The sequence below is a fragment of the Pontibacillus salicampi genome, from assembly GCF_042434395.1.
GTDB lineage: Bacteria > Bacillota > Bacilli > Bacillales > BH030062 > Pontibacillus > Pontibacillus salicampi.
Map to the genome: position 1 here is coordinate 81027 of NZ_JBHLTP010000005.1, position 15248 is coordinate 96274.

The following is a 15248-nucleotide window of genomic DNA, read 5'->3' on the forward strand; positions in this document are numbered from 1 at the left end:
TAATGTGTTATACTAGAGAATAAGAATACACAGTTTTTAGGAGCGATCATATGTCATTGAAATACGTTACAGGAAGCTTCCAATTAATGAAATCTATTAACCGTTCTACCATTTTAAATATTATTCGAGAAGAAGGACCTATCTCACGCGCAGAGATTGCCAAACGAACCAGCCTGACACCCCCAACCGTCAGCAATCTTGTGAAGGAACTAATTACAACCGAATTCGTCATTGAAACGAACCAGGGAGAATCAAAAGGCGGACGCAAGCCTACCTATCTAGAAATCAACGGAAATCGCTTCTTTGTCATCGGCATTGACGTTGGGCATTTCCATATGAAATTCGTCGTTACGAATCTGTTCGGCGAAGTCGTCGACCGAATTACACTCCCTCTTGACCCCAAACCTGATGCAGAACAAATACTTCATACGATGGAAGAGGGCATTCATACTGTTATTCAACAAGGCCAGGCAACAGCTGGAGATTACCTCGGCATCGGTGTTGGTATGCATGGAATTGTAGATGTGGAGCGCGGTATCTCCTTATATGCCCCTTCTTTCCAAACCCACGATATCGCCATTCGAGAAAGGCTGGAAGATACATTTCAGATGATGGTAAAGGTCGAGAACGATGCAAAAACCATGACGCTTGGAGAATTTTGGTTTGGAAACGGAATGGAGGATGGCAATGTTGTCGGAGTGAATATCGGTTATGGTATTGGCGCTGGCATCATTAACGATGGGACGTTGTTTCAAGGAGAGAATTTCATTGCCGGGGAGATTGGCCACATGACAATAGATTTAACAGGTCCGCAGTGCAGCTGTGGTAATTATGGCTGTTTACAGGCGATGGCTGCAGGTCCTGCCATCGCCAGGCTCGCCATCAAGGAGCTCAAATCAGGTAAGACCTCTCTGTTAACAAAGATGACAGATGGTGTTCTCGACCAGGTGACAGGAGAGCTAGTACACGAAGCAGCACGCCAAGGGGATTCATTCAGCATCGACCTGCTCACTCAAACAGGCCGTTATATTGGAATTGGTTTAACGAACCTGATTCATACATTAAATCCAAAGCGGATTATTATTGGCGGTGGTGTTGCTAAAGCAGGCGACCATATCTTAGAGCCAATTCGTCAAACGATTCAGCAAAGAGGATTGACCGAAGAAGCACGCAATACCACTATCGTCCCCTCCCTGCTCCAGGAAGACGCTTCTGCAATAGGAGCATGCGGTTTGATATTAAATGAGTTCTTCACCAGTAAAAGAGTATAACTATGTAACACTTATCCCCCCCCTTTTCGGTACCTAGTACTGAAAAGGGGTTTTTCATGATTCTTTACACATCTTAACTGTTTCTATACTCCTTCCACATTTATCTCGTATTCAAGTCTTCCTATTACATATTCCTTAACAAACGCAATGGAAACAACAATATTAATCAAACGTTTGATCCATTCGCCTTCTCACGCTATCTCTCTATATCCCACACCCAATCTACAATTCATACCTTACACAAAATCCCCATTAATATCCAAAACAATATGTTTGTACTTCCATCCCCCAAAGGAGTATAATTTCATAATTGGTGATAAAGAGATTACGCATTTATATAGTTGCATTTATAAAGGAGGCATTCTATGTCAGATCAAAACAACAATAATTTATTTATGGCTTCCCTGTTGATTATTGGTTCCTTTATTACGATTTTAAACCAAACATTAATGATTACGGCTATTCCTCCTATTATGGAGGAAATGGATATTTCAGCAAATACCGGACAGTGGCTGACAACGGTATTCATGCTAGTGAACGGCGTCATGATACCAGTAAGTGCCTTCTTGATTGAACGATTCACAACACGCCAATTGTTCCTAACCGCAATGAGTGTGTTTACTCTGGGAACGATTTTAGGTGCCATTGCGCCTAATTATCCTATCCTAATTGGAGCACGAGTCATTCAATCGAGTGGTGCTGGAGTGATGCTGCCGTTAATGCAAACCGTCTTCTTGATGATTTTTCCGTATAATAAAAGAGGCGTGGCGATGGGATATATTGGACTAGTTATCTCATTCGCTCCCGCTATCGGACCAGCTTTATCAGGATATATCACATCTGAATATTCCTGGAGATTTCTATTTGTATTCATCCTGCCGATTGCCTTAGCAGTTATTGCTCTCGGGTACTTTGCTCTGCGAAACGTAACGGAAGTGAAAAATCCGAAATTGGATCCCCTTTCCATCCTGCTGTCTTCCATTGGGTTTGGCGGCTTGTTATATGGTTTCACAAGCGCAGGAAACTACGGTTGGAACAGTGAAATTACAATTGGTGTATTACTAGTTGGTGTTGTAGCACTGACTATCTTCATCATTCGCCAGCTGAAGGTAGACAACCCTATGTTGGAATTTCGAGTGTTTCGTTCTCCAACCTTTACCATCACTACGATTTTAGGGATGGTAGGATTTGCTGGATTAATAGGGTCTGAGACGTTAATTCCATTATTTATGCAGGAAATGAGAGACTTTACAGCGTTAGAATCAGGACTTGCTCTTTTACCAGGAGCGGTTATATCCGGTTTGATGTCCCCTATTACGGGACGTATTTTCGATAAAATTGGCGCTCGTTTATTAACCATTGTAGGACTGTCTATTGTGACCGGTTCTTCGCTGCTCTTTTCGTTCCTAAGTATTGAAACAACGTTCATTACGATTACAGTCCTCTATTCTGTGCGGATGTTTGGACTTTCGATGATTATGATGCCAGCCACCACTGCAGGCTTAAACCAGCTTCCAGATAAGCTCATTCCACATGGAACTGCTATGAATAATACGATGAGACAAATGGCAGGCTCTGTTGGTACAGCCATATTCGTAACAATAATGACGAAATCCCAACAGTCTGCTGAAAACACACCATCGATTGCTCACCCTGATATTCACGGGGTTAATGTGGCCTTCATGGTTATTACTGGAATTACTCTAGTAGCCATCCTTCTTTCCTTCTTCGTGAAGAAAGACGATGGCTCAAGAGAAAAGCTAAGTCATATTAAAAGGAAAGAGCAACAACCTCAGTATAAAGAGGGCATGCAAAATGCATAAAAGCAAGAGAGTCCAAGCGACTCTCTTGCTTTTTTAATATAGAACTAAACATAATCCTCCACCTCGTAAATAAATTTAAGAAGAGGGGGGATGGCTCTTGAATGTTCAAAGGGTGACAACTAGTGGACCGCTGCAATATCCTAATGAAATGCTGTCTATTATTAAGGATGGATTGCCTAAACAAGGCAAACCGAAAAAAGTTGTTATTATCGGGGCTGGGATGGCTGGACTGACATCTGCATCTCTATTAAAGGATGCAGGTCATGATGTAACCATTTTGGAAGCTAATAATCGTATCGGTGGTCGAATATATACGATTAGAAAACCGTTTACTCCAGGAAATTATCTAGACCTTGGAGCTATGCGCATTCCCGAGAACCATGAGCTGATATTTGAATACATCCGAAAGTTTAACCTGCCGTATAATCGCTTTTTTAACACGACGAAGAAGGATGTCATATTTGCCAATGGAATAAAAACCACAAGGGAGGAATATGAAAAGAACCCTGATATCCTGCAATTCCCTGTAGCTCCTTCTGAAAAAGGAAAAACAGCTACTCAGTTATTTAAGGAGGCTGTTCAACCCTTTCTGACTCTATATGAAAACAGTTCTCCAGAAGAGCAAAAAATACTGATTAAGCGCTTTGATCAGTATTCAATAGAAAATTATTTACGGTTTAACCCGATTGGTCCTACACTTTCTAATGGAGCTATCCGTCTTGTTAAAGTAATGCTAGGAATAGAAGGCTTTTCAGAGCTGTCTTTCTCCAATATGCTATTTGACATCGTCAGTACTGTTTTCGATGAGGATCTCGTCTTTTATGAAATTACTGGTGGAAATGACAAGCTACCCGACTCGTTCCTCCCTCAGCTGGAATCTGACATACTGTTTCTGGAAAAGGTTTCTCGTCTAACCCATAAAGGAAAGGAAGTTATCGTAGAATCGCGTAATACAAAAACTGAAGAAACATCTGAATTCACAGCTGATTTTGTTATTATATCCATCCCATTTTCTGTATTTCAATTCATAGATGTTGTTCCGTACACCACCTTTTCCTTTGAGAAGTGGACTGCAATTCGAGAGCTCCATTACGTAGGTGCCGTCAAAGTCGGTATCGAATTTAAAGAGAAGTTTTGGGAGAAGGAAGGACTAAAAGGAGCAAATTTAATAACAGATTTTCCTAACCGTTTTTTCTATACACCAAGTCCCACAGACCCCACCCAGCCAGCCGGCGTCGTCTTAGCCAGTTATAGCTGGGGGGACAATGCAAAATTGTGGAGTGCCCTGCCGAAGCAGGAACGCATACGGCAAGCGATGCAGGACTTAGCTAAAATACACGGTCCTGGTATCTATAAGTCGTTTTTAAATGGGGCTTCTCTGAGCTGGAGTCAAAACCAATTTTCTGCAGGTGCCTTCACTCTATTTAAGCCAAACCACGCCTCTACATTCCCGGCCATCATCAGAAGACCAGAGGGAAGAATTCACTTCGCAGGAGAGCACGCATCCGACTTTCACGGATGGATTGAGGGTGCGATCCAATCTGGAATACGAGCTGCCTATGAGGTCAACAACAGAACATAACAAGAGCACCTACCTTGGTAGATGCTCTTTATTTTAATCTTCTATTTCCTTTACTCTTCCAACTATGCCACTTTCCAGCTTTACTTTAATTCCATGAGGGTGCTGTGGAGAATTGGTTAAAATTCTCGATACAATGCCTTCTGTCAGCTTACCAGTGCGCTGGTCCTGCTTTTGAACCACCTTCACCTTGACCCCTGGCTTGATGTTACTTCGCTTTGTTCCAGGCATAAGAGACTTCCTCCTTTCTTACCTTTGCTATTTATATAGGGTACTGTGCTTTTTTTATAACAAGTAGATTCCTTACATTATACCGTATTTATTGAAGTTATGTATTACATTCAAAATGCATCTCTTAAGAGAAAATAATTAGTTTCCCAGAGATGCACTTACTGTCCCTTTTCATAAAAACCAACTTCATTTATTATTGATTACATCCATCCTTTTCCACATACACAAGTGTTAACTTTTTTTCAATTAATATCAGTCTATGTGTTATTGCACAAGCATTTCAACTTCCACAAAAGTTGGAATTGGACCATGTAAGCTTTTTCTTAAAACCTAAATAAACCATTTATAGATGCATTCTATATAGTGATCCCCCTCCAAAACACATCCCAACTCTCCCTTAATCTCCTTTTATACTCTTCCTCAGAAAGATTTACCAGATAAAAAATCATGCCATCTAACATACATAGAAAGGATGTCGCTATAGTTTCTGTATCAATGAGATTATCAGAAGGCTCTAAAATTTCATAGAGTAACCTTCTAATTTCCATTTCAACCTCCGTGTACTTTTGCAGTAGAAAATCTTTAAACTTTTCTGGTGGTACCATTCCATATCTTTTAATAAAAAGGCCTAAATCTTGTTCATAAAAATACTTGTTTAACTTTTCCATAAGCGTGTATAGCTGTTCTTCTATGGTAAGGTTTCGTAATAAACTTGATTGACTTCTTACAAAGTATAAATAATCATTCATTACAACATTCGTTACATTCTTAAATAATTCTTCTTTGCTTGAGAAATACGCATAAATGGAAGGTGCTTTTATATTTACTTTCATGGCTATATCCTTAAGAGAGGTTTCTTCATATCCCTCTGTAGAGAACAAGAATAAAGCATGCCTCACAATATTATTTCTTGTTTCTTCTCCCTTACTCATTATTCTTCACCTCTTTATCTGCTACTCTTACGATACTAGTTTAAGTCCTATTATACATATAATAATACCTCCAACAAGCACTAACTTCCTAACATCTTTAGGTTCCTTGAACACTACCATGCCTAACAAAACACTTCCAGCAGCTCCAATACCAGTCCATACCCCATAGCCTACACTAATGGGAATGTCTTTTAATGAGATAGAGAGAAGAATAAAGCTAGTGCCCATAAATATAATAAACATGATAGTTGGCTTCAATTTTGAAAAGCCTTCTGATAATTTTAAGTAAATGACGCCTCCTACTTCCATTAATCCAGCTATCACTAAAAATAACCAACTCATTTTACACCCCACCCTCTTTCTTTGGCTGATCGGATACTACCTTTAGACCAATAATACAGCTAATTAAGACTACAACTAATACAATTTTTATGACGTTGACAGAATCGCCTAAAAATATCATGCCGACAATAGCTGTCCCAAAAGATCCGATACCTGTAAATACAGCATAGGCCGTTGATACAGGCAGAAGTTTTAAAGATTTAGAAAACGCATAAAAACTTAGTGTCATTAGTATAAGTGTAGGAATGACTACCACAATATTTGTAAAACCATTTGAATACTTCAGCCCTAAAGCCCAACCAATCTCCATTATTCCTCCAAAAATGAGATATAACCACGCCATATAAATACTCCCTTCTAAGGTAACTTTATATACAAATACCCTTCATATAATACATAGTTTGTTCCAATACGCTACGCTAATCCAAGAAAACATAAAATCTAACTACCATTAGTTAGATTTTATACCGAAAGTTATAATAATGCAACTTTTATTTATATGATGCCTGTCAAGTGCATTCTTACATACAACGCTATGCCCATACCTCTTATTTACTTAATTCAACACAGACTGGGATTTAACCGCCACAGGACTAAAACTGCTGAACACAAAAAAGCCCCACACGGCTCCATTTGCAGCCATGTGGGACTGATGTAGTTCATTTATGCAGCCTGTTCCATCTCTCCTCCTGCTTTTTTTCTAGAAGGAGAAAGAAGCTTCTCTAATGCTCCTAATAGAATGTCTGCAGTAATAGCCATTAAGGCTGTAGGGATAGCGCCTGCTAATATAATAGCTGCTCCACTTGCAGCGTTGGTGCCTCTTACAATAATATCGCCTAGTCCTCCTGCACCAATGAACGTGCCAATAGTAGTTATCCCTATTGCAATTACCATCGCCGTCCGAATACCAGCAAGAATGACAGATAAAGCGAGCGGAAGTTCCACCATTCTTAATAGTTGATTTCTCGTCATCCCCATACCATTCCCTGATTCGATTAACGTTTTGTCCACATTGATAATGCCTGTGTACGTGTTTCTTAATATCGGTAAAATGGAATACAAGAACAGAGATACTACAACTGTGTTTGCACCTAACCCCATAACAAGCATGAGAACCGCTAGCATAGCTAATGCTGGAATGGTTTGAATAACGTTCGCAAGAGAGAATACCCACCCGCTCAGTTTACGATAGCGAGCAATAATAATCCCTAATGGAATGGCAAATAAAGCAGCAAATAATACTCCGTATGCAGACATTAGAAAATGGCGGAAAAATTGCTCTAACACGTACCCACCGTTTTGGGAATAATAATAGATTAACTGCTCGATTGTCTCTACGATACGATCAACTCCTCGTTGCAATTACTCAAAGTAATTGTTCTTTTCCAGAAATTCTTTTGCCACTACGGAAGGCTCCTTCATGTTCACATCAGCCTGATAATTCATTTTCCTCATCTCCTCTGTGCTGATTTGTCCACTCAGCTTCTGCAGCACTTCCTTTATCTCTGGATGTTCTTCAACTGTTTCTTGTCTTACTACAGGAGATGCATCATAAGGAGGGAAAAAGTTCTTGTCATCTTCAAGAGGAGTAAGGTTAAAGGCTTCTAGTCGTCCATCTGTCGTATAAGCTAACACGACATCCATCTTACCGTTGTCAACTGCTTGATAAACGAGACCAACTTGCATCGGATACGCTTTTTGAAAATCGAACTCATATGTTTCTTTGAAGGCTTCATATCCTATTCCCGGCCTTTTCATCCAGTCACTGTCCACTCCAAGCTTCAGGGAGGAAGCAACAGACTCTAAATCCGAAACCGTCTCAAGCCCTTTATCTTTAGCTAATTCCTCGGTAACAGTGAAAGCATAGGAATTAGCAAATCCATAGGAGTCAAACCATACTTGATCAAATTGCTCCTTAAATTCAGTTTGAACAATATTCATCGCTTTCTGTGGATCAGTTACAAGCTCCATTCCGAGTGTCCCCGCTAATTCTGATCCTGTGTATCTTGTTGCAGAGATATCAATATCTCCGCTTTTCATAGCTTTATGCTGCACAATGGCAGAGCCTAAACCATCTACCATCTCCACACTCAAGTCTGTATTTCGCTCCACCATCTGTTTGACCATTCTCCCCATGATAGAGGATTCCGCAAAGTCAAAGGTTCCTATTTTAATCGTCTTTGCTGGAGGTCCGCTTAAACCTGGCAAAGCACATCCACTTAGTATAGTAAACAGCAACGTGTATGTAATCAATAACCGGATTGTTCGTGTAAACAACTGCTACCACCTCCTTACTATGCAGCTTTTTCAGATTGTTGGATGCCCTTCGGGACTAACTTATGCTCAATACGCCCTAATAGCAAATCGGTTAAAAAGGCTAAAATCGTTACAGGAATAGCACCTGCGATAATATAATCTGGTCGATATAAATTTAAGCCAAGAAAGATATAGTCTCCTAATCCTCCTGCCCCAGTAAAGGATGCGAGCGTTGCCCAGCCGATTAAATATACCGTCGACACTCTGATACCAGCCATAATGATAGGCGTAGCAAGCGGCACCTCTATCCCTTTAATTCGCTCCCAGCTGCTCATTCCCATACCGCGTCCTGCCTCTATCAAATCCTTATCTACATCCTTCACCCCTGTGTACGTATTACGAAGGATGGGCAGGACAGAATAAAAGAACAATGCTGTTACAGCCGGAATTTGACCGACACCTAAAATCGGTATAAAAAACGCTAGAATCGCAAGACTTGGAAACGTTTGGACAACTCCAACGACGCCGATCACAAAACCAGCTACTCTCGGTATTCTCGTTAATGCAATCCCTAATGGCACAGCTACGATGATGCCGAGCAGGATGGCAAATAGAGAGATGTAGAAATGTTCCCAAGTCTTAACTAGTAATTCACTTCCGTTATTACTTAGAAAATCAACCAACCTAATGCCCCCTCTCGTTATTGAACTGCTGCCTCTTCTTTACTTTCCAAATCAATCACTGTACTATTGTTTTCGCCCCATATGGAATCATAGACCACATTCGCCAGACTGGATCCCGTAATAATCCCTAGCAGATGACGATCCTTATCGACAACTGGCATATATCGAACCTCCATCAACAGCGTAAAGAAAACATCCTCAAGAGAAGTGCCTTCTTCGACGACGCTTGGCATCGCTTTCATCACTTGATACACTTCCGGATCTTCTTTATGGTATTGATTAATAATGTTTACATCGATAACCCCTTTAAGAACATGATTGTCATCCACGACCAACGCTGTATCTACCTTTCGATTTCGAACGAGCGTGATGGCATCTGACAACCGTTTCGTCTCCTGAATCGTCACCGGGTTTGTGTTCATAATATGTTCGACCGTTTGATTACTCGATTCGCTTTGAATTAGACGCTCTTTGCCAATGAACTCTCTGACGAAATCATCTGCAGGATTACGTAAAATTTCCCCTGGTGTACCTACTTGTACCATGTGACCGTCTCTCATAATGACGATTCGATCCGCAAGCTTTAACGCCTCATCCATATCGTGTGTAACAAATACAATCGTTTTTCCTAACGATTGTTGGAGCATCTTAAACTCCTGCTGCAGGGTATCTCTCGTAATAGGGTCCAAAGCTCCAAATGGCTCATCCATCAAAATTAATGGAGGATCTGCGGCTAAGGCGCGAAGCACTCCGATTCTCTGTTGCTGCCCACCGCTTAGTTCCCCAGGGTATTTATGAATGGTTTCTTCATCCATATCTACTAATTTCAATAGTTCCTTTGCTCTTTCCCGGCGCTTTTCCTCCGACCATTTTAATAGCTTTGGAACGAGGGAAATATTCTCTAATATAGTCATATGAGGGAATAAACCAATCTGTTGAATAACATAGCCAATCGATCGCCTTAACTCAACTAGGTTTTTATGCTTAATATCCTCGCCCTCAATCGAAATACTTCCTTCACTCGTCTCTATTAATCGATTGACCATCTTCATCGTAGTTGTTTTCCCACAGCCGCTTGGCCCGATAAATACAATGAATTCGCCTTTTTCAATCTCAAGGGACAGCTGATTCACAGCCTTATGGCCTCCACTATATACTTTCGTTACCTGATCAAATTTCAACAAGTAACAGACACCTCCGATTTTGGGATTAAACGTTCACCTCGTAGAATGCCTTCTACGAGGTTACTAGAGTAGTAAAGTCAATTGCCTTTTTTAAGATTACAGTACTTCTTCTCCGATGCCTTTCACTCCTTGTTGCTGCAAATCTGTAACAAGGGCTTGAACATCTACATCTTGGACAGACGTATTATTGGTAATCGCTAAATGTGCTGCCGTACCACATGCTTGACCCATAATCATGCTGGTAGATATCCCTCTTGCCGAGGCGAAGGCTTCCGGTTCAGCCGAAAAGCATCTTCCTGCAAACAGCATATTGTTAACCTCTTTAGGAATAAGCGTACGGTAAGGTACCTGGTAGTACACTCCTTTATCAATGAGAGAAACGTGGATAACCTTACTGTCCTTCCCTTCTCCACGCACAACATCATCAATTGTACAATCGCAGCATGCGATGCCATCCTCAAATTTAGCTCCATTGAGAACATCATCCTTCGTTAGCGTGTACATTCCTTCCATCCTTCTTGTTTCTCGTATTCCTAGAGTTGGGGCCATTTGCTCTAGCTCCGCATGCTCAAAGCCTGGTACTTCCTCTTTTACAAACTTGATTAACTCATACGCTCGTTTTCTTGCTTCAATTGTACCCTTTTGCACCTCTTCTGGGTTTCTCCCATCAATGCCTTTAATGTGGATACTATTGAAGTAAACCGTTCCTGGTCGGAAGCCTGGCATCATATAGATGTTGTACATATCTTCATTTAATCGCTTTTCCTCTATCCCTTTCTTCACTAAATCTCCTCTAAAGGGATCCTCCACTCCTTCGAATGCTTTCTCCTGATCCACATTCTGCATAAGGAACGTTAGGGTAGCTCCCATCATATCTCCTTTATCATCCCCGATTTCAAAAGGAACACCAGCTTTATCTGCAATATCTCCGTCTCCTGATGTATCAATGACTACCTTCGTATGAATCGTGTTCTCTCCGGTTCGATCATAATACGTAACACTTTTCACCTCATTGCCATCCTTAGACACGTTCACCGCAGTAGAGTTCATTAATAGGTGAACTCCCGCATCCTCTACCATTTCAAACAGTTTGTGGACTGCAATATCCGGATCATACATAACTTCTCGAGCAAGACCATCCTCAAAGCCAGGCAGGAGGCATGCTCGACGAAGAGCCGCTGGAGGATCGTTCTGATACATAGACTCTAACCATTCCTCACAAATGCCGCCAATCGATTTTCCTTTTGGATAGGCACCATCTACAGGCATTCCTAGTGTCTTGGCAACAATGCCACCTAGTAAATCTGTCGGCTCTAGTAAATATACCTTCAATCCTTTTCTTGCTGCTGCGATAGCCGCTCCTACTCCTGCAGATCCTCCTCCAATTACGACGACATCTGCCTGCTTACCTTGCTGCTCTTTAGTGTGCATCTCATTACCCCTTTCCATAGTTACGTACCGTCTAATTATCGTTACCTCGATTTATACAAGTGAAAATTTGCGCTTAGCTTCTAGTCTGCGACTGTGAAGAATAGGCTCTGTATATCCGTTAGGCTGATTTCTTCCTTTAAAGACCAGATCACAAGCTGCCTGGAATGCAATTGATTCATCAAAATCATCAGACATGTTTCGATACTGTGGGTCGCCTTCATTTTGCTGGTCGACGAGCTTGGCCATCCGCTTGAATGTTTCCATCACCTGAGCTTCCGTGACAACACCGTGGTATAGCCAATTGGTAATATGCTGGCTTGAAATTCTTAGTGTTGCCCGGTCTTCCATCAGCTCCACGTTATTAATGTTTGGAACCTTAGAGCAGCCAATCCCTTGCTCTACCCAACGAACGACGTAGCCTAAAATGCTTTGTGCATTGTTATCCAGCTCCCACTGAATATCATCTGCTTCCCAGTTAGCCTCCTGCACAACAGGAATCTCCAGCATATCATCCACATAGTTGGTGTTTGTATTTTCTATCTCCCTCTGCACCTCGTTTACATCAATCTGTAAATAATGAAGGGCATGGAGCGTGGCAGCTGTTGGAGAAGGGACCCATGCTGTATTAGCACCTGCCTTTAATTGCCCACCTTTGTTCCTTAACATTTGTTCCATTAGTTCTGGCATCGCCCACATACCTTTACCAATTTGAGCTTTCAGACGAAAACCACTTTCTATGCCCGCCTTCACATTTGCTTTTTCATAGCTTGTAAACCAAGTTGAATCCTTCATTTCATTTTTACGGATGACAGGACCAGCTTCCATAGAGGTATGGATCTCGTCTCCTGTGCGATCGAGGAAGCCTGTATTGATGAAGGCAACTCTGTCCCTCACTTCCTTAATACATGCCTTTAAATTAAGAGACGTTCTTCTTTCCTCATCCATTACACCAATTTTCAACGTGTTTCGCTCGTATCCAAATATGTCCTCTGTCGAGCTGAATAACTGATTAGCAAACGCTACTTCCCGAGAGCCGTGCATTTTAGGTTTTACGATATAAACAGACCCTTTAGTGGAGTTCTGGTACAGCCCATTCCCCAGCACATCCTGCTTTGCAATCAAACCTGTCACAACCGTATCGAGAATCCCTTCCGGCACCTCTTGTCCATCTTTATCTAATACTGCTGCTGTTGTCATAAGATGACCTACATTTCGGACAAACATAAGAGACCTGCCCGGTAACGTTAACTCCTTTCCTTCTGGACTAGTATAGGAACGATCTGGATTAAGAGTACGCGTAACCGTCTTTCCATCCTTTGTAAAAGAGGCTGTTAGTTCTCCCTTTAACAGCTGCAAATAATTTCGGTACACGCTAACTTTGTCCTGGGCATCAACAGCTGCTACAGAGTCCTCGAAATCCATAATAGTCGTAACAGCCGATTCCACTACTACATCTTTGACATGCGCTGAATCCGTCTTGCCAATTTCATCCTCAGAATCAATGTGAAGCTCGACATGCAGACCATGATTTCGCAGTAATACCGTGTCAGGAGACTCCTCAGCACCATTATAGCCCGCAAACTGCTTCGAATCGTCCAGTGAATCAGTAGATCCATCTAACATATCTACCTGTAAAGATCCATCCACGATCTTGTAAGTCTTAGCATTACTATGTAAACCATTAGCTAGAGGAAAAATGGTATCCAAGTATTCCTTCGCATACGCCACAACCTTCTCACCACGTACTGGATTATAGCTGTTCCCTGCCTCTGCTCCATCCTTTTCACTGATAACATCGGAGCCGTATAAGGCATCATACAAGCTTCCCCAGCGTGCGTTAGCGGCATTTAGGGCATATCGCGCATTACTCATCGGTACGACCAGCTGCGGACCGGGCTTAGAGGAAATCTCCTCATCAATATTGTTAGAGCTAATTTCAAAATTTTCAACCTCTGGTTCCAAATACTCCAGCTCTTGTAAGAACGTCTTATAGTCCTTCTGATTACTAGATTTGTTTTCTAATAGCCATTGGTCTATGTGCTGCTGTAAAGTCTCTCGTTTTTCTAGCAATTCCTTGTTAATAGGTGCAAAATGATGAATCATCTCATCTAAACCAGACCAGAATGTTTCACTGGAAATACCGCTATGTTGTAGTGCTTCCTTCTCAATAAAATCGTATAGAGTCTTGTCGACTTGAATGTTTTTAAGATTTTGATAATTGTTCATGCTATACTCCTCCTTTAGAATACTCACGAAGCGATTTCTTCAGCTATAACCGTATGAGCTTTTCTTTCCGTTTGTTAATAATTATCTTATACTAGATTTACCCATACCAAAAATACATATTTAGAATTCACTGTATGCACAATGGTTATAATGCGATGAGGAACAGATTTGAAATGATAGAATAAGCTAAAAATCCAAACGTAAAATTGGGAGTGAATAATATGGATCTTAGGCACCTCGAATATTTTGCTGAAGTTGCAAAGCACTTAAGCTTTACGAAGGCATCGGTTGCCCTGCACGTGTCACAGCCGTCATTAAGTAAAGCTATTAAACACTTAGAAGAAGAACTAGATGTGCCGCTTTTCTACCGCTCCAAGACTCTTGAGCTAACGGATGCAGGTAAAGCAGTACTTTCTAATGCCAAAGAGGTGTTAACCTCCTTCCATAATTTAAATTCAGAATTAGAAGAAGTCATTGGTTTAAAGAAAGGGGATATAAGAATAGGAATACCTCCTATCATAGGAGCCTCCTTTTTCTCCGAATTAATTAGCCAGTACATAGAGCAATTTCCCCTCGTTAACCTTAAGCTGAGTGAGGTTGGTTCAAAAATGATTAAGCAGGGAGTAGAAGACGGCTCCTTAGATATAGGATTAGTCTGTAACATCCCAAAGAAGAGTAAGTTTGAAACGATTGAAATTATTAGTGACCCTCTAAAGCTAGTCGTCAATAAACAAAATCCACTAGCACAAGCAGAGTGCGTTGAGCTTACTGATTTAAAAGAAGAGCCGTTTATTTTGTATGGACAGGACTTTACTTTACACGACCGAATTATAGAAGAATGCACAAACCATGGCTTTTACCCGAATGTAGTCTGCCACAGCTCTCAAAGGGACTTCATGATTGAAATGGTGGAGGCTAAATTAGGTATCGCGTTGCTACCAAGCAAAGTAGCAGATGAAATAACCAAGGAAACCATCCAGTCCGTCCCATTAGTTCACACTTCCGCAAGTCTGGATTTAGGGATGATTTGGAAGAAAGGGAGATACATTCCTTATTCCGTCAGGGAATTTATTACTATGGCCGAACAGCACCTGCTACTTTCAGAGGAAGCTGAAGTGTTAAATGAATAAATGTTTAGAAAGAAAAAGGCGAAGAAATGGAGATAATTTCCTCCATTCCTTCACCCTTTTCTTTCTCCGGCGATTAGAAAACGAGATTTCCACATTTTTTTCAAGGCATTATCCCCTTCAATATGTTATTCTAAACCTATAATTAAAAGTATATAAAATT

The 15248-nt window shown here is 41.1% G+C and carries 14 protein-coding genes; 4 read left to right on the forward strand and 10 right to left on the reverse strand.

The features are described 5' to 3' along the window. Positions 1-50: 50 nt before the first annotated feature. From ACFFGV_RS08460 to ACFFGV_RS08470, 3 genes are all read left to right on the forward strand, one after another. Positions 51-1271 (forward strand): ROK family transcriptional regulator, encoded by a 1221-nt coding sequence (locus tag ACFFGV_RS08460; protein WP_377346671.1) that lies wholly within the window; start codon positions 51-53, stop codon positions 1269-1271. A 365-nt stretch (positions 1272-1636) separates the two neighbouring features. Beyond that, complete coding sequence (locus ACFFGV_RS08465) at positions 1637-3094, forward strand: MDR family MFS transporter (RefSeq protein ID WP_377346674.1); 1458 nt, start codon at positions 1637-1639, stop codon at positions 3092-3094. Positions 3095-3191: 97 nt separating this feature from the next. Continuing rightward, positions 3192-4676: a flavin monoamine oxidase family protein gene (locus ACFFGV_RS08470; RefSeq protein WP_377346677.1), complete on the forward strand. Its 1485-nt coding sequence runs from the start codon at positions 3192-3194 to the stop codon at positions 4674-4676. Positions 4677-4709: 33 nt separating this feature from the next. On the opposite strand, the gene ACFFGV_RS08475 is transcribed toward ACFFGV_RS08470, so the two are convergent. The 10 genes from ACFFGV_RS08475 to ACFFGV_RS08520 form a co-directional block, all read right to left on the reverse strand. After that, positions 4710-4904 (reverse strand): YwbE family protein, encoded by a 195-nt coding sequence (locus ACFFGV_RS08475; protein WP_377346680.1) that lies wholly within the window; start codon positions 4902-4904, stop codon positions 4710-4712. Positions 4905-5260: 356 nt separating this feature from the next. Beyond that, complete coding sequence (locus ACFFGV_RS08480) at positions 5261-5836, reverse strand: TetR/AcrR family transcriptional regulator (RefSeq protein WP_377346683.1); 576 nt, start codon at positions 5834-5836, stop codon at positions 5261-5263. Between the two features lie 27 nt (positions 5837-5863). Further along, the gene (locus ACFFGV_RS08485; RefSeq protein ID WP_377346686.1) at positions 5864-6178 is read right to left on the reverse strand and encodes a DMT family transporter; all 315 of its coding nucleotides are present in this window, start codon (positions 6176-6178) and stop codon (positions 5864-5866) included. Between the two features lies 1 nt (position 6179). Further along, positions 6180-6521, reverse strand: a complete 342-nt coding sequence (locus ACFFGV_RS08490) for a DMT family transporter (RefSeq protein WP_377346689.1) — start codon at positions 6519-6521, stop codon at positions 6180-6182. Between the two features lie 320 nt (positions 6522-6841). Beyond that, a complete protein-coding gene (locus tag ACFFGV_RS08495; protein ID WP_377346843.1) occupies positions 6842-7519 on the reverse strand; it encodes an ABC transporter permease in 678 nt (225 codons plus the stop codon). Positions 7520-7540: 21 nt separating this feature from the next. Continuing rightward, on the reverse strand, positions 7541-8455 hold the full coding sequence (locus ACFFGV_RS08500) for an osmoprotectant ABC transporter substrate-binding protein (RefSeq protein ID WP_377346692.1): 915 nt from the start codon (positions 8453-8455) through the stop codon (positions 7541-7543). Positions 8456-8472: 17 nt separating this feature from the next. Beyond that, positions 8473-9123: an ABC transporter permease gene (locus ACFFGV_RS08505; protein ID WP_377346845.1), complete on the reverse strand. Its 651-nt coding sequence runs from the start codon at positions 9121-9123 to the stop codon at positions 8473-8475. Between the two features lie 11 nt (positions 9124-9134). After that, the gene (locus ACFFGV_RS08510) at positions 9135-10301 is read right to left on the reverse strand and encodes an ABC transporter ATP-binding protein (RefSeq protein WP_377346695.1); all 1167 of its coding nucleotides are present in this window, start codon (positions 10299-10301) and stop codon (positions 9135-9137) included. A gap of 96 nt (positions 10302-10397) precedes the next feature. Beyond that, complete coding sequence (locus ACFFGV_RS08515; RefSeq protein ID WP_377346698.1) at positions 10398-11732, reverse strand: FAD-dependent oxidoreductase; 1335 nt, start codon at positions 11730-11732, stop codon at positions 10398-10400. Between the two features lie 51 nt (positions 11733-11783). After that, positions 11784-13958: a malate synthase G gene (locus ACFFGV_RS08520; protein WP_377346701.1), complete on the reverse strand. Its 2175-nt coding sequence runs from the start codon at positions 13956-13958 to the stop codon at positions 11784-11786. A gap of 221 nt (positions 13959-14179) precedes the next feature. Between ACFFGV_RS08520 and ACFFGV_RS08525 the strand changes: the two genes are divergently transcribed. Beyond that, entirely contained in the window at positions 14180-15088 is a 909-nt protein-coding gene (locus ACFFGV_RS08525) for a LysR family transcriptional regulator (protein WP_377346705.1), read from the forward strand. Positions 15089-15248: the final 160 nt, after the last annotated feature.

Bases quoted from the DNA above. Each gene is read 5' to 3' on its own strand.
- ACFFGV_RS08485 (WP_377346686.1), bottom strand. From the start codon at position 6,178: ATGAGTTGGTTATTTTTAGTGATAGCTGGATTAATGGAAGTAGGAGGC.
- ACFFGV_RS08475 (WP_377346680.1), bottom strand. From the start codon at position 4,904: ATGCCTGGAACAAAGCGAAGTAACATCAAGCCAGGGGTCAAGGTGAAG.
- ACFFGV_RS08460 (WP_377346671.1), top strand. From the start codon at position 51: ATGTCATTGAAATACGTTACAGGAAGCTTCCAATTAATGAAATCTATT.
- ACFFGV_RS08515 (WP_377346698.1), bottom strand. From the start codon at position 11,732: ATGCACACTAAAGAGCAGCAAGGTAAGCAGGCAGATGTCGTCGTAATT.
- ACFFGV_RS08490 (WP_377346689.1), bottom strand. From the start codon at position 6,521: ATGGCGTGGTTATATCTCATTTTTGGAGGAATAATGGAGATTGGTTGG.
- ACFFGV_RS08525 (WP_377346705.1), top strand. From the start codon at position 14,180: ATGGATCTTAGGCACCTCGAATATTTTGCTGAAGTTGCAAAGCACTTA.
- ACFFGV_RS08480 (WP_377346683.1), bottom strand. From the start codon at position 5,836: ATGAGTAAGGGAGAAGAAACAAGAAATAATATTGTGAGGCATGCTTTA.
- ACFFGV_RS08465 (WP_377346674.1), top strand. From the start codon at position 1,637: ATGTCAGATCAAAACAACAATAATTTATTTATGGCTTCCCTGTTGATT.
- ACFFGV_RS08520 (WP_377346701.1), bottom strand. From the start codon at position 13,958: ATGAACAATTATCAAAATCTTAAAAACATTCAAGTCGACAAGACTCTA.